Here is a 15,870-nt window from a genome sequence, read left to right as displayed (position 1 = left end):
GGGATGGACACGTACCGGGTCGCCCCGTTCAGTCGGCCTTGCTGAGCTTGAACGCCTCTTCCAGCAACAGGAACAGCCGACGGATTTCGGCGCTCTGCAGCGCAAAGCGTGCATCCAGCTCGGCACGGCGGCCGTCATCATCGGTGTGTTCCAGCTGATCCAGCGCACCGTCCAGGAACTTCAGCTTGCGCACGATCAGGTCATCGCCGATCACGAAGGACAGGTTGTCCTCGAACACCAGCGCCAGCTTGGTCACCTGCTTGCCGGCATCCAGATGCTTGTCGATCTCGTCGCAACGCAGTTCCTGGTGCTGGCACTTGACGACGGCGCCACCTTCCACCGGATCTTTCATCTCGCACTCTTCGCCCAGCGACAGACCGGTCGGCAGCGGCTCGCCGGCGATCCAGCCGGTCAGGATGGAACGCGGGGCCACCTCGGCATTCAGCGGCATGGCCGGGAAGCTGCCCAGCAGGCCACGGATATCGGACATGAAGTACTCGGCCGTCTTGCGGCTGGAGCAATCCACGGCGACGTAGCCATGCTTGAGGTCCAGGAACGCATCGTTGCGCGAGTTCTTGACGAAGGCGCGCGGCAGCAGTTCATGCAGCAGGTCATCCTTCATGCGCTTGCGTTCACGACCACCGGGACGACGCCCCTCGTTGGATTCGATCTCTTCCAGCTTGCGCTCGAGCAGGTCGTTGACCACCGCGCCGGGCAGCAGCTTGTCCTCACCCCCGACGGTCAGCCACAGGTGCTCTTCGATGCGATGGGAGAACTGCTCCTTTTCCTCGCGGCCGAACGGAGAGATGAAGCCGCGCGAGCTCATCTCCAGCGGACCGACCGGCTTGAGCAGGGCATTCGGCAACTGGGTGTCCACGCTGGAGAAATCAGTGGCGGTGGGGAAGCGGAAGAAAGTCAGGTTGCGAAAGAACATGGAATTCCGGATTCAGGAGTGAAGGACGCCACGGCCATCTTCGGCTGCGGGCGTCTCAGGAGATGCGTCGCACGGGCGACGCTCCAGGGAATGAAAATCAAACAGGCGCGGGTCCGCCAGCTGGGACGGCTCCACGGTAGCCAGTGCACGGGCGATCTGGTCCACGCGACCGGGATGGTCGATGTCCCACTGCGCCAGCATCTGCCCCACCTGGCGACGCTGCAGGTTCGGCTGGCTGCCACACAAAGTGCACGGAATGATCGGGAATCGCCGCGCCTGCGCGTACTCGGCGATGTCCCGCTCACGCACGTAGGCCAGTGGCCGGATCACCACGTGCTGGCCGTCATCGCTGCGCAGCTTGGGCGGCATGCCGGACAGCTTGGCATGGTGGAACAGGTTCATCAGGAACGTCGCCGCCATGTCATCGCGGTGGTGTCCCAACGCGATGCGGGTAAAGCCGTGGGTGGCGGCATGGTGGTACAACGCGCCGCGTCGCAGCCGCGAACACAGCGAACACTGCGTGGCGCCCTCTGGAATCACCCGGCTGACCACCGAATAGGTGTCCTGCTCGATGATCTGGTACGCCACGCCCAGGCCGGACAGGTACTCGGGGAGCACGTGGGCGGGAAAGCCCGGCTGCTTCTGGTCGAGGTTCACCGCCACCAGCTCGAACGGCACCGGAGCGCGACGCTGCAGGTCCAGCAGGATGTCCAGCAGGGTGTAGCTGTCCTTGCCGCCGGACAGGCAGACCATCACCTTGTCGCCCTCGCCGATCATGCCGTAATCGGCGATGGCCTGGCCCACCTGGCGGCGCAGCTGCCTGCCGAGCACGCGCACCTGCTGATCCGCATCACGGCGCACGCGCGGCAGGGGATCGGGCAGGGAGATGACAGCGCTCATCCTCCCATTCTACCGGCTGCCATCGGCACTTCCCCAGTCATGGTGCTGCCGGTTGCCCCGACGCTCACCTGCGCTGTGTATGCTCGGCGGGTGGACACTTACACACCCGCTGAAATCACCGAGCGCCTGGGCGCACTACGCGCGGAACACCGTGCGCTGGATGACCGCATCACGCACATGGCCGCCAACGGCAGCGACGACCTGGAGTCCAAACGGCTGAAACGGCACCGCCTGCAGCTGAAAGACTGCATCAGCCGGCTGGAGAGCCTGCAGATTCCCGACGAACCAGCCTGACGACGGCTGCCCTGGCGTTTGGTAGAGCCGACTTCAGTCGGCTGCGGCAGCGTCCGGTAGAGCCGACTTCAGTCGGCTGCTCAAACCTTTGGTAGAGCCGACTTCAGTCGGCGGCGGCGGCAAGCCGACTGAAGTCGGCTCTACCAACCCATGCCCACCAACCCATGCTCACCGCCCGTACCCAACCATCACGCCCACCGCGGCGTTTCCCAGGACCGTGCCCCAGCGACACGCGAGGCCCAGCGCACGCATTCCGTGCGCTCAATCCTGCGGCGCGGCTTCTTCGGGCTTGGCGGCTTCCGGACTGACCCGCTCGATGGTGTGGCGCAACTCGCGGCCGAGGATGAACTTGGCATCCTTGGCCCAGCCGTCCAGCCGCTCATCGAACAACAGCTTGCTGTTTTCATCCGGCCATACCAGACGCAGCTCGCGCAGCTTCTGGATGAATCCACGGAACAAGGTCTTGTCGAAAAACTCCGGCGCGGCCGGTGCGTACAACAGGCTCAGGCGCTGGGCCGCCTGCTGGCAGAGACTCTCCAGCTCAGCGGCGCCGAGCGTGCCCGGACCGTTCTTGACCAGCACCGAAATGGCGATGTAATAGCGCTCGAAGGCCTGCTGCAGCGAATGGCCGATGGCGCGCAGGCGGAACACTTCGTCGGTCTGCCCGGTGTTACGCGCCAGCACGCCGCCTTCGTCCTCGCCCACCTGCTGCAGCAGCCCTTCACGGATGAACAGATCGATGGTCTGCTCGATGCGCTGGCCGAACTCGTCTTCCGTCCACGGCAGGAACAGCTCGGCCTGCAGGAACGGATAGACCGTGCGCCCCAGCCGCACCAGACCCGCGCGGCCCATGCGGCGGTTGTTCTGGAAGCAGCACGCCACCCACGACGACGCCGTGAACAGGTGCAGCACGTTGTTGCGGAAGTAGCTGAGCAGCACAGCGGTATCGCCGCTGACACTTAGCACGTCCCCCAGCGGATGGCGCACGCGGGTGAGGACGTTGATCTCCTCGGCGTGGGCGATGATCCGCGCAGGCGAATGCGGGGTCACCGTCACCCGGTCGGAGTACGGCATTTCTTCCAACAGGGTCTTGCACAGCTGGATCTGCGCGATCAGGTCGGCCTCGCCCATCGCGTGCTTGGGCGTGGACAGCAGAGCCAGCGCCAGCAGGTTGATCGGATTGACGTCGGCGGCGCCATTGATGCGCACCTGGATGCGTTCGGCCAGCGTATCGACCGTGCTCGCCAACCACGCCGGCTTTTCATCCTCGGCCACGGCGCTGCCATCCCAGTCGGGTGCCTTCTCGGCCAGTACGTCGTTCAACGCAATCGGTTCGCCGAAGTTCACCACCACTTGGCCGTAGTTCTGCTTGAGCACCTTTGGGATGCCCCACAGCAGCGACCAGATCGACTCTTTCTCTTTCGGCCGCCCTGTCAGCTCATCCAGATAGCTGCCGCCTTCCATCAGCTTTTCGTAGCCGATATAGATCGGCTGGAACAGCACCGGTTTGCGCGGCTGACGCAGGAACGCCTTCAGCGTCATCGAGATCATGCCGCCCTTCGGCTGCAGCAGGCGGCCGGTGCGTGAGCGCCCACCTTCCACGAAGTACTCGATGGAGTAACCACCGGCGACCAGCTGGGCAACGTACTCACTCAACACCGCCGAGTACAGCGCATTGCCCCGGATCGAGCGCCGTATGAAGAACGCACCACCCTTGCGCAGCAGCGTGCCGACGACCGGCAGGTTGAGATTGATGCCCGCCACGATGTGCGGTGGCACGATGCCGCGGTCGTACAACAGGTAGGACAGCAGCAGATAGTCCATGTGGCTGCGATGGCTGGGCACGTAGACCACTTCATGGCCCGGCGCGGCGGCCTTGAACTTGTCCAGGTGATGCACCAGCACACCGGCATAGATCCGGTTCCACACATGGCTGAGCATGAAGCTGGCCGAGCGCACCGCAGGGCTGGAATAATCGGCCGCGATCTCCCAGGCATAGGCATGCGCCTTCTTCCAGGCGTCAGCCGGTTTGCTGTTGTCGCGGCGTGCCTGGGACGCGATGGCTTCGCGCACCGGCTCGGCCTGCAGCACCTGGTCCACCAGCAGGCGACGGGTCGACAGGTCGGGCCCGATCACCGACTCGCGGATACGCCGGAAATGGGTACGCAGCACGCGCTGCAGCTTGCGCACCGTGCGTTCCGGGTCCAGCCCTTCATCGATGGTGGAGCGCAGCGAAATCGGCGGGGCGAAGCGCACGATCGTGCTGCGACCGTTCAACAGTACGGCGAGCAGGCGGCGGAAGCGGCCGACCAGTGCCCAGTTCTCGGAGAACAGCACGGCGAACCAGCCGCTCTGCTTGTCCGGTGCGCGTCCGACGAAGATCGATACCGGCACCAGATGCACGTCGAGCTCGTCGCGCACGCGATGCGCCTGCAGCACCTTGGCCAGCGAATCGGAATGGGTCTTGGCGCCGCGTTGCTCAGGGATGAGCGAATTGCTGGAGCTGCGTCGCGACAGGGCCACGTAGGCACGGCGGCGGCCGGTGGGGTCACCGGGCAGCGGCACCAACGGCGAAGGCAGCCCCGCTTGGCGGCAGGCCTTGTCCAGGATCAGCGCATTGGACAGGCCGTAGTCTTCCAGCACGTAGATCACCGGCCGACCGTCGTTGTACTGGCCGGGATCTTCGGGCTCGATATCCAGCGACAGCCATGGCTCGACCAGCCGACCCAGCAGGCGCGCCCACCACGGCCGGCGTCCGCCTGCGACGCGCGCAGGGGCGGGCGGCGGCAGCGAACCGTCGGTCGTCGGGGATACCGGCGTCGCGTCGGCGGCGGTCGGCTCGGGTTGTTCGCCGGGGAACGGCAGGGGGTTCTGTTTCGACATCGGCGCCATTATGGCTTAGCCGGAGGCATTGCATCTGCCCCGGTCTCAACGGCTGGCGCGATGGCGGCATCGGATTCAGCCTGCGCCGCGTCGGCGTTGCGCAGCAGGGCATCGGTATCGGCCAAGGTGCGGGTGAGATACCAGTGGCCTTCGCGGCGGGTGAGCGGGATCTGCAGGTTGACGGTCTGTCCGGCCAGCGGGTACTGCAATCGCACCAGGGCATTGTCGCCCTGCTGGGACAGCACGTCGCCCGTCAGTTCCCGCAGCGATTCGTCCACGTCCAGTCCATAGCTCGCCATCACCGCTTTCAAGACGCCGATGAAGGGGCCGAGTTTCTGCAGACTGCCTTCCATGCCGTGTTGCTGCAGGTGGCTGTCATCGCTTATGCCGGTGGCGCGCGCCGCGCCGGTCAACGCCGTGATGGCGGCCCGTGCACGCGCGCGATCGCTGATCGGGGCATCTGCAGCCCAGCCCGCCAGGGTTTCCACCACCTGTATGTAATGGCTGCGCTGGCTGGCCGTGATCGTGTTTTCGTGGCGAAGGTACTGCACGCCGAACAGGCCCATGGACTGCGCTGCCTGGCGCACTGCGGTGGTCTGACCGGCCAGTTGCCGCTCGAAGCTGCGCTGCAGCTGCTGGCTGCCGTCCGGCGCCGACAACGCCTGCAACATCGGCAGCAACTGGTCATGCAACGGCAGCTCGGTCAATGGCCAGCGGCTGTGCCCTTGGGCCCAAGCGTCCTGCAGGCGGCGGTACTGGGCCGGCGGCACGGACAGCCGCGCATAGGCCAACAGATCGTTGGCGGCCACGGCGCGGGCCATCGCCTGCACGGCGGCAACCGGTTCGGCGGGCGGCTTCGCCGGATCCACCGCGTCGCGCCCGCAGGCGGCCAACATGAGCAGCAGCACGGCTCCGCAAGCCCACGCCTGGCGCTGTGTACGCCGTTTCATGATCGACATGTTTGTTCGGACTCCCCAGACCGGCCTGCATCTTGACCGGTCATGCATGGCGGCAGCAAGACAGGCGCGAACGGCGCCGTCCTCGTCGTGAAAAACCATTGGATCACAAAGCGTGCCGGGCAGACGGGGTCCCGCACTGGCGGCGGCATGCGGGGGAGGCGGGTCATGGGGGGCGACCCGGCATGGGCTGGCAACCGGATCGCGGGCTGCGCGTACCGCCTCACCGTCGCCGTTCGACCATCAACTGGAGTGGGTTTCCGGTCGCCGGCCACCTGTGCGGTGGCACAGCAATCCCGCCCTTTCCCACGCTGATTGCAGCTGATTGCGTCGTGGATGCGTCGCGCGGTTACGCGTTGCACGCCGGGATGCATCTGCCGCTTCGACGTGTAGGGATGTGGCTGCAAGCACGAACAAAGTGACCCCGCCCCCACTTTGGCTGGGCTCTTTACGGCGGAATGGCGGCGTCGGCATACCGCCGTCGTAACGGGAGTGCTCTCATGCGCCTTATCCCTGCCTGCCTCCTGGTCAGCCTGCTTGCCGGCCCCGCCCTGGCGGCTTCCCCCGGACTGGCCCGCCCCGCGATCGTGGGGGGCGAAGACGTCGCCGATGGACAATACCCGTTCCTGGCCAGCCTGCAGGTCGCCGGAACAGACGACCCCCGCTATGGCCACATCTGCGGTGCCTCCCTGATCTCGGCCTCCTGGGCGCTGACCGCCGCCCATTGTGTGCGGGGCGCATCCGCCTCCCGCTTGTTCATCCGCACCGGGGAAACCGACCTGGAGGCCGGCACAGGAACCAATCATCCGGTGGCCGCCATCCACATCCATCCGGCATACGCGGGCCGTACGAACGACGTTGCGCTGCTGAAGCTGAAAAAGCCCGTCCAGGGCATCACGCCAGTGCGTCTGCCGCGTGGCGAGGGCACCGGCTACGAAGTACCGGGGCGGCTGCTGACGGTTGCCGGCTGGGGTCGGCTGTCTTCGAGCGGGAGCTCGCCTTCGCGCATGCAGCACGTCGAGGTGCCCTTCATCGATACCCGCGCCTGCCAGGCGCTGTATGAAGGGCGCGCTACGGTCCATGGGGACAGGGAAATGTGCGCCAGCCGCGCGGGCAAGGACGCGTGCCAGGGCGACTCTGGCGGCCCGTTGTTCGTGAAGGCCGCCGACGGCAGCTGGTCCCAGTTGGGTGTGGTGAGCTGGGGTATCGGCTGTGCGCGCGGCGATTCCCCCGGCGTCTATGCACGGCTGGCCTCCGCTGACATCGATACCTTCATCCACTCGGTGTGGACGGGTGATTGACTGCTTCCCTTTTCGCTACAGGAGGATCCCCTCATGCTTCGTACCCCGCTCGTGGTAACGGCCCTGTGCCTCACTGCGCTTTTCTCAGAAGCGGCGGCGGCCGCGCCTCGCATCATCGGCGGCGAAGACGCGCCCACCGGCGTCTATCCCTTCATGGTCAGCATCCAGGTCCCCGCCGTCGGTGACACGCCACGCCAGCAGCACTGGTGTGGCGGCACCCTGATCTCGCCCTCGTGGGTGCTGACTGCAGCGCATTGCATGGGCGTAACGGTCGATCAGGCAGTCGTCCGTGTCGGCCAGACAAATCTGGGCCACGACGAAGGCGTGGTGCATCGCATCGCGGAAATTCATTCCCACCCGGACTACAGGGAGGGCGGCCCAGACGTTGCCCTGCTGCGCCTGGAGCAACCTGTCAGCGGAATCCAACCGGTCCAGCTGTTGGGCCTGGATGGCACTGCCTTCGAGCAGGACCAGCGCCCTGTCACCCTGATCGGATGGGGGGTCGTCAAACAGACGGGTGACGACTTCACGACCGTGGATCCGCTACAGCACGTGGAAACGCCGCTTGTCGCGATAGCCGAATGCAGGCGGCTGTGGGGCGAAGCGGCCAAAGTGGACGTGCAGGTAGACCTCTGCGCCGGCGGGCGCTACAGGGACACCTGCTATGGAGACTCCGGAGGGCCATTGCTGGTGCCTGCGCCGGGCGATGGCTGGTACCAACTGGCGGTCACCAGCCGGGGAAATCTTCGCTGTGGCGAGCCCGGGCGGCCCGGCATCTTCACGCGACTGGCGGGCGCGTCGACGAATGCATTCATTGCCCACACCTGGGATGGCCGTTGATCCGTTGATCGCGGGACGCACCGGGCGTCCCGCAGCGGTCAGCGACGCAGCGCCGTGTGGATTTCCTGCTGGATGCCGCGTGCAGCCGCCTGCGGATCCGCTGCCAGCCGGATCGGTCGCCCCACAACGATCGCATCGGCGCCGTCGCGGAAGGCCTCGGACACTCCGACGGTGCGCTTCTGGTCATCGCCTGCCGGGCCGCCGGGACGGATGCCGGGGCAGACGATCGAGAACCCGGTACCGGTCGCTGTGCGGATCGGCGCGGCTTCCTGGCCCGACGCAATGACACCATCGATGCCCGCGGCCTGGGCGGCCAGCGCGCGTTCAACGACCACGTCCACCGGCTCGCGGTCGATGCCCATCTGCGCCAGATCTTCCCGCCCCATCGAGGTCAGCACGGTGACCGCCAGCAGTCGCATGTCGCCCCCTGCAACCGCGGCACAGGCCTCCATCATCACCGGATGCCAGCCATGGATGGTGCAATAGCTCACCGGCCACTGCGAAAGCCGCTTGATCACCGCCGCAGCGGTGGCAGGAATATCAAAGAACTTCAGATCAACGAAGACCCGCTTGTCGCGGCGGGCCAATTCATCCAGCACCTGGAAGTACTCGCCCGACGCCAGCAGTTCCATGCCGATCTTGTAGAACCCCACGCTGTCGCCCAAGCGGTCAACCCACTCCAGCGCCTGCACGCGGTCTGGTACATCCAGGGCGAAAATCAGACGTTCGTCATCGCGTAACGGCAGCGGGCCGCGGCTCATGGGGCGTAGTCCAATGCGGCGCGCTTGGCGTCATGGCGCGCCTGGCGTGGCTGGCTGTAATCGTTGTTGAACTGCGCCGGCTCCCAGCCGCCGTACGTGGGGTTGGGCAGCATCCACCAGCGCTCACCGAACCAGTCGTGGTACTGCTCGAGCAGCGCGGCACGGCCTTGCGGGGTGTTGGCGGTGACCTCAACGAAATCGCCGAGCTGGTCGCCGAACTGCATCAGCACGCGGTACTGCTGGCCTGCCAGGCGGCGACGGCAGTTCTTCTCGCTGCCGGCCTGTTCGCAGCCTGGCACCACGGTGCCCAGGCCCAGGAACACGCTGTCATCTGCCACCGGCAGGCCGACGGCACGCAGGTTGGCCAAGGTGGCGTCCTTCAGATGGACGGCGCGATTGGAGATGTAGACCAGGGTGACGCCTTTTTCTGTCGCGGCCTTGGCGAAGTCGACCACGCCCGGGACCGGCTTGGCCTTCTTTTCGGCCACCCACTGGTCCCACGTCATCTCATCGTATTCCTTGCCATCGCGAACCAGCCGCGCCTGGTACGGCGAGTTGTCCAGCACGGTCTCGTCCAGGTCCAGCACCACCGCCGGCTTGAGCCCCTTGGCCTCGTTACCGCGCTCTTCCGGCACCAGTGCGTCCCAGTGCGCCTCCTTCAACGCCGCATCCAACCGATCGGCGGCGGCCCGGTAGGTCTGTTCGGCAGCGGCCTTGTACTCTTCCGACCGCTGCACCCACAGCACCGCGTTCAGGTTGTCGTTGGCACTGCTGTCCATGCTCGGCGACGCAGGCGCCACCGCTACGGGTGCCGCATCGGCAGCCGGCACGTCGACGCGCTTGCAGGCGGACAGGCCCAACGTCGCCAGGGCGAGCAAGGACAGGGAGAGAGGGGCGATACGACGAGGCATTGGCTTCACCATGTACAGAACCGGCCCATTTTAACGGCAAAGATGTCAAAGGCAGGGGCTATGCTTGGTGGCTGTCCGCCTGACCAGTACGGAGCCTTCCATGACCGACGTCCTCGACACCCCCGCCCGCCCGCTGTTGGATGCTGCACAGGCGCGCCTGCTGGGCAGCCTGGTGGAAAAGGAGGCGACCACGCCGGACACCTACCCCTTGACCGTCAATGCGGCGCAGTCGGCGGCCAACCAGAAGACCGCGCGCGACCCGCTGATGAACCTGGATGCGGGCAACGTGCAGCATGCGTTGCGGGCGCTGGAGACGATGGGCCTGGCCCGCCAGCACTTCTCTTCCCGCGCCGACCGCTACGAACACCGTCTCCAGACCGCCCTGGACCTGACCCGGCAGCAGACGGTGCTGTTGGCCCTGTTGCTGCTGCGTGGCCCACAGACCCTTGGCGAACTGGTGACCCGTGCCGAACGCCTGCACCGGTTCGGCGACAGCGACGAAGCACGCCATGCGATCGAGCGCCTGCAACAGCGCGAGCTGATCGTGGTGCTGCCGCGTGCCGCTGGCCAGCGCGAAGATCGTTACATGCACCTGCTGTGCGGCGACGTGGACGGTGCGGCATTGTCGGCGCGCTTCGCAGCCTCTGGCGCCGCATCGGCGGCCAGCCAGGATCCGGGGTTGGCAGAGCGCGTGGCGCAGCTGGAGGCGACCGTGGCCGACCTGCAGGCGCAGCTGGACGCCCTGCGGTGACGCAATGCGGTGACGCAATGCGGTGACGCACTGCGGTGATGCGATGCGGTGATGCACTACGGTGACGCACTGCGGTGATGCGATGCGGTAGAGCCGACTTCAGTCGGCTGCGCCAGACACTCCGCCGAGCATGGCTCGGCGCTACCACGACACCGCGCACGTCACGGGCATCGGCAACGCGCACGCCACGTGCATCGGCACCGCGCACGTCACGGGCATCGGCACCGCCCGCCACGTGCATCGGCACTGCCCCGTAGCGCCGAGCCATGCTCGGCGAGCGCAGCGGCGCTTTGAACCGCTGCGCAGGTGGCGTGCATTCCGCCACGGCAGCCGGCCCTATCCGGCGATGCAGGCCGCGCCCGGCGTGGCGAAGCAGGTCACCCACTCCTCGCTGCCGGGCAGCTGCAGCAGGCCGCGCTGCTGCATGCCCAGCCCGCGCAGGATCGCTGCCGAGGCCAGGTTGTCCGGGTCGGTGATGCCATACAGGTCCTGCAGGCCCAGCGCGCCGCGCGCATGGCTGAACACCGCGCGCGCCGCCTCGCCCGCGTAGCCTTGGCCCACGTACTCCTGCAGCAGTGCATAGCCGATGTCCGGCCCCGGCAGGCCATCGCGGCGCACCAGCCCGGCATTGCCCAGCCAAGCGCCATCGGCACTCCGCTCCACCGCGTACATGCCGAACCCATGCAGCGCGTAGCTGGCCAGCACGCGCGTGGCGATGTAGTCACGCGCCTGCTCCTCGGTGCGCACGTCGCGATCACCGATGAAACGCAGGAAGCCGGGATCGTTGAGCAGGGCCAGCGTGTTCGCTGCATCCAGCGCGGGGCTGATCAGCCGCAGGCGGAGTCGTTCGGTCTCGATCTGCACGGACATTCCACGAACGGGAGGATGGCCGATTGTGGCCACCACTGACTCAATCAAACAAGGCCTGGATGGCCGCCAGCCCGGCCGATGCCCGCTCTTTCTTGCGTGCCGCGTCGGCGACCGGATCGGCCCCATCGCGCTGCAGTTCTTCGGCCGGCAGTTCGGCGAAGAAACGGCTCGGCTTCAGCCGTACATGCTCGCCGAACTTGCGCGTCAGCTTGCTGTGACTCATCCACAGCTGCACCTTGGCGCGGGTGATGCCCACGTACAGGAGACGCCGCTCTTCCTGCAGCGTGCCCTCGTCCAGGCTGACCTGGTGCGGCAGCACGCCGTCCTCGCAGCCAACGATGAAAACGTAGGGGAATTCCAGCCCCTTGGACGCGTGCAGGGTCATCATCCTGACCTGGTTGCCGCCGTCGTCCTTGTCGTTGCGCGACAGCAGCGCCAGCTGTCCGGCCAGGTCGGCGGCGGTCGCGCCGCGCGGGCCGCCCTCGAACCACTGCGCGAGTTCCTCGATGTTGTTGGCACGACGCTGGTAGGTGGCCTCTTCCTTCGCCTGCTGGCGCAGCTCGCTCAGCAGCCCGGACTCCTTGGCCACCTTGCGGATCATGTCGCCGGAGGAAATCTCACGGGTCTGCGCACGCAGGTCGCGCAGGATGTCGGTGAACCGGGACAAGCTGTTGGCCGCGCGCGGTGCCAACTGCTGCAGCGCGCCGAGCGCCTCGGCCGCCTGCGCCATCGGCATGTCCTTTTCAGAGGCCAGCTCGGCCAGCTTGGCCAACGTGCCCGCGCCGACATCGCGCTTGGGTGCCTGCACCGCACGCATGAAGGCCGTATCGTCGTCCGGATTGACCAGCAGCCGCAGCCACGCCAGCGTGTCTTTGACTTCCTGACGTTCCAGGAACACCGTGCCACCGGACAGGTGGTAAGGCACCCGCGCCAGCTGCATCGCCTTTTCCAGCGGGCGTGACTGGAAATTGCCGCGGAACAGGATGCAGAAATCGCTCCACGGCACTTGCCGCGCCTGCGCGATGTAGGCGATCTCCGCGGCGACTTTCTCGGCTTCGTGCTCGCTGTTGCGGCATTCCCACACGCGGATGCGCTCACCGTCGGCCTGGTCGCTCCACAGCTTCTTCAGGTGCTCGTGCGGGTTGTTGGCGATCAGCGCATTGGCCGCACGCAGCACCCGGTTGGAGCAGCGGTAGTTCTGCTCCAGCTTGATGATCTGCAGGGCGGGATAGTCGCGCCCCATCTGCTGCAGGTTCTCCGGATTGGCGCCCCGCCAAGCGTAGATGGACTGGTCATCGTCGCCCACGCAGGTGAAGTTGCCCTTCTCGCCAGCCAACTGCTTCAACAACCGGTACTGCGCGTCGTTGGTGTCCTGGCACTCATCGACCAGCAGGTAGCCGATGCGCTCGCGCCAGGCCACCGCGATGTCCGGGTTCTCCTCCAGCACCTGCACCGGCAGCCGGATCAGATCGTCGAAGTCGACCGCGTTGAAGGCGGTCAGCCGCAACTGGTAGCGCTCGTACACGCTCGCTGCTTCTTTTTCGCGGTTGCTACGCGCCTCGCGCATCGCCTGTTCCGGCGACATCCCGGCATTCTTGGCTCGCGAGATCAGGTTCTTCACGTCGTCGATGTCATCCGGCTTTGCGCCGTACATCAGGTCTTTCACCTGCGCATTGCTGTCATCGGCATCGAAGATCGAGAAGCCGCGCTTCAACCCCACCGCCGCGTGTTCGATCTGCAGGAACTTCAACCCCAGTGCGTGGAAGGTGCAGATGGTGACGTCCTCCGCATCCTGGTCGCGCAGGCGCTTGCCCACGCGCTCGCGCATTTCCTTGGCGGACTTGTTGGTGAAGGTAATGGCCGCGATCCGGCGTGCGGGATAGCGTCCGCAGCCGATCAGGTGGGCGATCTTTTCCACGATCACACGCGTCTTGCCACTGCCGGCGCCGGCCAGCACCAGCAAGGGGCCTTCGATATGCAGCACCGCAGCGCTTTGGGGGGGATTGAGACCGTGCATGTGGTGCTGATTGTAGCGGCCAGACCCTGGGCTGCGGTGGGCCCACGCTGGCGGACAGGGGCGGAGCGACCACCTGAACAGATAGAATCTGCCCATGGCCAAGCTCTATTTCTATTATTCGGCGATGAACGCCGGCAAGACCACCACGCTGTTGCAGAGCGCGCACAACTACCGTGAGCGCGGTATGCGGGTGGCCATCCTTACCCCGCGCCTGGATGACCGGGCCGGTAGTGGCGTGGTCGCCTCGCGCATCGGGCTGAAGGCCGACGGCATGGCCTTCGAGCGCGACAGCGACCTGCAGCAGGTGATCCAGGCCGATCTGGATGCACACGGGAAGCTGGGCTGCGTGCTGGTGGACGAGGCGCAGTTCCTCACCCGCGCCCAGGTCTGGCAGCTGAGCGAGGTGGTGGACCAGCTGCGCATTCCGGTCCTCTGCTACGGCCTGCGCACGGACTTCCGCGGCGAGCTGTTCGAGGGCAGCCAGTACCTGCTGGCCTGGGCCGATGAGATGCAGGAGATCAAGACCATCTGCCATAGCGGCAAGAAGGCGACGATGACCGTGCGCGTAGACGAGAACGGCCATGCCCTGCATGACGGCCCGCAGGTGGAGATCGGCGGCAATGACCGCTACGTGTCGGTCAGCCGCGCAGAGTTCAAGAAGATCACCCGCGGCGAAGGCAAGATCGATCTGCTGTGAGGCGGCGCCGGTAGCGCGGTAGCGCCGAGCCATGCTCGGCGTATTCCGTCCGACATCGTGAGATCACGGAGACACGCCGCGCTTCGCGCTCGCCGAGCATGGCTCGGCGCTACCGGTTCCCCGTTTACCGGGCTCAGTACAAGGTGCGTTCGGATGCACCGGCCGGTGGCGGGCTGTACTGGTACAGCCAGGTTTCGGTCAGCGTCTTGCCGCCGCTGCGCAGGAACAGCCGGATGTCGATCTGCGCGGTACTGTCATCACCCGGCACCAGGTCGAACATCGCCCGATAGCCGTCGATCTCGCGCAGGGGGCGCGCAGAGACGATCTCGACCTTGCCGCGGCTGGTCTGCACCACCGCTTCCACCTCGCCTTTGTCGATCAGGCTGGCCAGCTCGCCGCCGGCGAAATCCACGGCGAACCGCCATGAGAAATAGTCGCGCTTCTTGCCGATGATGCCGCCCAGCCCGGTGCGCGTGGCCACGGTGTGTGCCAGCGGCGGGCGTGCCGGCGGCTCGGCGCCCCAGTACAGGCGGTACCCGACCAGCAGCTCCTGCCCGGCCTGGGGCTTGGCCTTGGGGTTCCAGAAGGCAACGATGTTGTCGAAGGTTTCGTCCACGGTGGGGATCTCCACCAGCTGCACCGAGCCTTCGCCCCACTCGCCCTTGGGCTCCACCCACAGGCAGGGACGCTTCTCGTAGAACACGCCGTCATCCTGGTAATGGTCGAAATTGCGGTCTCGCTGCAGCAACCCGAAACCACGCGGGTTACGGTCTACGAACATGTTGAAACGCAGCTCGCGCGGGTTGACCAGCGGCCGCCAGATCCACTCGCCACTGCCGCTCCACATCGACAGCCCGTCGGTGTCATGGATTTCCGGACGCCAGTCCCACGCCATGCGGCGGTCGTTCTCGCCGACCTGGAACATGCTGGTGCACGGGCCGATGCCCAGCCGTTCAATGGCCTTGCGCGGGTACAGCGCGCTGTCGATATCCATCAACAGCACATCGCCGTTGGTGATCGCGAAACGGTAGGCACCGGCAACGCTGGGCGAATCCAGCAGTGCGTACACCACGATGGTGTCCGAATCGTCTGCCGGGCGCTCGAGGTAGTACGCGATGAAGTCCGGGAATTCCTCCGGGCCACCGGTACCGGTATCGATCGCCAAGCCACGCGCGGACTGCCCGTACTGCCCTTCCTTGCCAACGGCGCGGAAATAGCTGGCACCCAGGAACGCGGCGAAGTCACGGTCGGTGTCCTTGCGCGTGTTGAGGCGGAATCCGGCAAAGCCGAGGTCCGCCGGCAGCTGTCCGGCCTTGATCCCACTCTTGCCGTAATCGAACGCCGCGCCGTCGTAAGCCAGCTCCTGTGCCTTGCCATCGACCACGTCGAACATCCGCACCGGCGAGTGGAAGTACAGGCCCAGATGGAAGAACTTGGCCTGGAAGCGGCCCGGCTCGTTGCCCCACAGCGCATGGTCCTGGCGGTAGCGGATCGACTGGTACTGGTCCCAGTCCAGGGCTTCAACCGGTCCGGGCAACGTGCGCTTGTGTGTCTGGTAGGGGGCATTGGCCAGGGCACGCGCCTGACCCTTCAGGCTGGCGAAGTCGAACGGATGCGCCTCACCCAGCCGGCGCAGGCCGACCTGCCGGGTCCCCGCGGCGCCCACGTTCAGTGCAGGCAGACCGAAGGCGGCCAAGGCCAGGGAAGCATTGCGGAGGAAATCGCGTCGTTGCATTCGAGGCAGCCGGAGCTTGG

General features: G+C 66.2%; 14 protein-coding genes. 5 read left to right on the top strand and 9 right to left on the bottom strand.

The features are described from left to right. Nucleotides 1-28: 28 nt before the first annotated feature. On the bottom strand, nucleotides 29-934 hold the full coding sequence (locus tag IFT65_RS14340) for a recombination-associated protein RdgC (protein WP_188325610.1): 906 nt from the start codon (nucleotides 932-934) through the stop codon (nucleotides 29-31). A 12-nt stretch (nucleotides 935-946) separates the two neighbouring features. Further along, nucleotides 947-1,834: a tRNA 2-thiocytidine(32) synthetase TtcA gene (gene ttcA / locus IFT65_RS14335; protein WP_192081988.1), complete on the bottom strand. Its 888-nt coding sequence runs from the start codon at nucleotides 1,832-1,834 to the stop codon at nucleotides 947-949. Nucleotides 1,835-1,924: 90 nt separating this feature from the next. Here ttcA and IFT65_RS14330 point away from each other — a divergent pair, with 90 nt between their 5' ends. Continuing rightward, nucleotides 1,925-2,128, top strand: coding sequence for a DUF465 domain-containing protein (locus IFT65_RS14330; protein WP_188325608.1), 204 nt, complete (start codon nucleotides 1,925-1,927; stop codon nucleotides 2,126-2,128). Nucleotides 2,129-2,389: 261 nt separating this feature from the next. Here IFT65_RS14330 and plsB read toward each other — a convergent pair whose 3' ends face one another. Together plsB and IFT65_RS14320 are read right to left on the bottom strand one after the other, a co-directional pair. Continuing rightward, entirely contained in the window at nucleotides 2,390-5,020 is a 2,631-nt protein-coding gene (plsB, locus tag IFT65_RS14325) for a glycerol-3-phosphate 1-O-acyltransferase PlsB (RefSeq protein WP_192081987.1), read from the bottom strand. After that, the gene (locus IFT65_RS14320; protein WP_197974140.1) at nucleotides 5,020-5,961 is read right to left on the bottom strand and encodes a hypothetical protein; all 942 of its coding nucleotides are present in this window, start codon (nucleotides 5,959-5,961) and stop codon (nucleotides 5,020-5,022) included. The genes plsB and IFT65_RS14320 overlap by 1 nt, the downstream gene beginning before the upstream one ends. 506 nt (nucleotides 5,962-6,467) lie before the next feature. On the opposite strand from IFT65_RS14320, the gene IFT65_RS14315 reads away from it, so the two are divergent. Together IFT65_RS14315 and IFT65_RS14310 are read left to right on the top strand one after the other, a co-directional pair. Further along, nucleotides 6,468-7,268 carry a serine protease gene (locus tag IFT65_RS14315; protein ID WP_192081986.1) on the top strand — a complete coding sequence of 267 codons (801 nt, stop codon included), beginning with the start codon at nucleotides 6,468-6,470 and terminating at the stop codon, nucleotides 7,266-7,268. 33 nt (nucleotides 7,269-7,301) lie between these two features. Then, nucleotides 7,302-8,108 (top strand): serine protease, encoded by an 807-nt coding sequence (locus tag IFT65_RS14310; protein WP_192081985.1) that lies wholly within the window; start codon nucleotides 7,302-7,304, stop codon nucleotides 8,106-8,108. A gap of 38 nt (nucleotides 8,109-8,146) precedes the next feature. On the opposite strand, the gene pyrF is transcribed toward IFT65_RS14310, so the two are convergent. Together pyrF and IFT65_RS14300 are read right to left on the bottom strand one after the other, a co-directional pair. Then, nucleotides 8,147-8,869 carry an orotidine-5'-phosphate decarboxylase gene (gene pyrF, locus IFT65_RS14305; protein WP_192081984.1) on the bottom strand — a complete coding sequence of 241 codons (723 nt, stop codon included), beginning with the start codon at nucleotides 8,867-8,869 and terminating at the stop codon, nucleotides 8,147-8,149. Further along, nucleotides 8,866-9,780 (bottom strand): 5'-nucleotidase, lipoprotein e(P4) family, encoded by a 915-nt coding sequence (locus IFT65_RS14300; RefSeq protein WP_192081983.1) that lies wholly within the window; start codon nucleotides 9,778-9,780, stop codon nucleotides 8,866-8,868. The genes pyrF and IFT65_RS14300 overlap by 4 nt, the downstream gene beginning before the upstream one ends. Before the next feature lie 100 nt (nucleotides 9,781-9,880). On the opposite strand from IFT65_RS14300, the gene IFT65_RS14295 reads away from it, so the two are divergent. After that, a complete protein-coding gene (locus tag IFT65_RS14295; protein ID WP_192081982.1) occupies nucleotides 9,881-10,531 on the top strand; it encodes a DUF480 domain-containing protein in 651 nt (216 codons plus the stop codon). A gap of 336 nt (nucleotides 10,532-10,867) precedes the next feature. On the opposite strand, the gene IFT65_RS14290 is transcribed toward IFT65_RS14295, so the two are convergent. Beyond that, nucleotides 10,868-11,401 (bottom strand): GNAT family N-acetyltransferase, encoded by a 534-nt coding sequence (locus tag IFT65_RS14290; RefSeq protein WP_192081981.1) that lies wholly within the window; start codon nucleotides 11,399-11,401, stop codon nucleotides 10,868-10,870. Between the two features lie 40 nt (nucleotides 11,402-11,441). Further along, on the bottom strand, nucleotides 11,442-13,418 hold the full coding sequence (locus IFT65_RS14285; RefSeq protein WP_188325598.1) for a UvrD-helicase domain-containing protein: 1,977 nt from the start codon (nucleotides 13,416-13,418) through the stop codon (nucleotides 11,442-11,444). Between the two features lie 94 nt (nucleotides 13,419-13,512). Between IFT65_RS14285 and IFT65_RS14280 the strand changes: the two genes are divergently transcribed. Continuing rightward, nucleotides 13,513-14,115: a thymidine kinase gene (locus tag IFT65_RS14280; RefSeq protein WP_188325597.1), complete on the top strand. Its 603-nt coding sequence runs from the start codon at nucleotides 13,513-13,515 to the stop codon at nucleotides 14,113-14,115. Between the two features lie 133 nt (nucleotides 14,116-14,248). Here IFT65_RS14280 and IFT65_RS14275 read toward each other — a convergent pair whose 3' ends face one another. Further along, nucleotides 14,249-15,850 carry a glucan biosynthesis protein D gene (locus IFT65_RS14275; protein ID WP_188325596.1) on the bottom strand — a complete coding sequence of 534 codons (1,602 nt, stop codon included), beginning with the start codon at nucleotides 15,848-15,850 and terminating at the stop codon, nucleotides 14,249-14,251. Nucleotides 15,851-15,870 lie beyond the last annotated feature (20 nt).

The organism is Stenotrophomonas sp. CFBP 13725 (assembly GCF_014841935.1).
Classification (GTDB): Bacteria; Pseudomonadota; Gammaproteobacteria; order Xanthomonadales; family Xanthomonadaceae; genus Stenotrophomonas.
This window is presented reverse-complemented; position numbering and strand designations above follow the sequence as displayed.

Bases quoted from the DNA above. Each gene is read 5' to 3' on its own strand.
- IFT65_RS14340 (WP_188325610.1), bottom strand. From the start codon at position 934: ATGTTCTTTCGCAACCTGACTTTCTTCCGCTTCCCCACCGCCACTGAT.
- ttcA (WP_192081988.1), bottom strand. From the start codon at position 1,834: ATGAGCGCTGTCATCTCCCTGCCCGATCCCCTGCCGCGCGTGCGCCGT.
- plsB (WP_192081987.1), bottom strand. From the start codon at position 5,020: ATGGCGCCGATGTCGAAACAGAACCCCCTGCCGTTCCCCGGCGAACAA.
- IFT65_RS14320 (WP_197974140.1), bottom strand. From the start codon at position 5,961: ATGAAACGGCGTACACAGCGCCAGGCGTGGGCTTGCGGAGCCGTGCTG.
- IFT65_RS14315 (WP_192081986.1), top strand. From the start codon at position 6,468: ATGCGCCTTATCCCTGCCTGCCTCCTGGTCAGCCTGCTTGCCGGCCCC.
- IFT65_RS14310 (WP_192081985.1), top strand. From the start codon at position 7,302: ATGCTTCGTACCCCGCTCGTGGTAACGGCCCTGTGCCTCACTGCGCTT.
- pyrF (WP_192081984.1), bottom strand. From the start codon at position 8,869: ATGAGCCGCGGCCCGCTGCCGTTACGCGATGACGAACGTCTGATTTTC.
- IFT65_RS14300 (WP_192081983.1), bottom strand. From the start codon at position 9,780: ATGCCTCGTCGTATCGCCCCTCTCTCCCTGTCCTTGCTCGCCCTGGCG.
- IFT65_RS14295 (WP_192081982.1), top strand. From the start codon at position 9,881: ATGACCGACGTCCTCGACACCCCCGCCCGCCCGCTGTTGGATGCTGCA.
- IFT65_RS14290 (WP_192081981.1), bottom strand. From the start codon at position 11,401: ATGTCCGTGCAGATCGAGACCGAACGACTCCGCCTGCGGCTGATCAGC.
- IFT65_RS14285 (WP_188325598.1), bottom strand. From the start codon at position 13,418: ATGCACGGTCTCAATCCCCCCCAAAGCGCTGCGGTGCTGCATATCGAA.
- IFT65_RS14280 (WP_188325597.1), top strand. From the start codon at position 13,513: ATGGCCAAGCTCTATTTCTATTATTCGGCGATGAACGCCGGCAAGACC.
- IFT65_RS14275 (WP_188325596.1), bottom strand. From the start codon at position 15,850: ATGCAACGACGCGATTTCCTCCGCAATGCTTCCCTGGCCTTGGCCGCC.